At 51.4% G+C, this 257-nt stretch carries 1 protein-coding gene; it reads right to left on the bottom strand.

Annotation, left to right across the window (positions count from 1 at the left end; translation table 11 throughout):
- On the bottom strand, nt 1-243 hold a 243-nt coding region (locus QP415_RS12205), incomplete at its 3' end, for a Cna B-type domain-containing protein (RefSeq protein WP_285100251.1).
- Nucleotides 244-257 lie beyond the last annotated feature (14 nt).

Raw genomic sequence — 257 nt, 5'->3', positions numbered from 1 at the left:
CTTTTCACCATCAACCGTCACATACTTCGGTAGGTCGGTAAACGTCCCCTTCCAGCCATTCTCAGCAGTCAGTTCCACAGACTTATCCGTCTGTTGACCATCAGCCAACAAGTTGATAGTCACAGAACCCGGACGATCAGCCTCCACATCACCAGACCACCGCTTCTCAACATCGACCGACGTGGGAGGTTCGTTAACGATCTCGACCTCGATGGTCTTGTTTTCCTCGTTTTCTTTGATCACTGCGCCGTGAGACA

The organism is Pauljensenia sp. UMB3104 (assembly GCF_030217285.1).
Classification (GTDB): Bacteria; Actinomycetota; Actinomycetes; order Actinomycetales; family Actinomycetaceae; genus Pauljensenia.
This window is presented reverse-complemented; position numbering and strand designations above follow the sequence as displayed.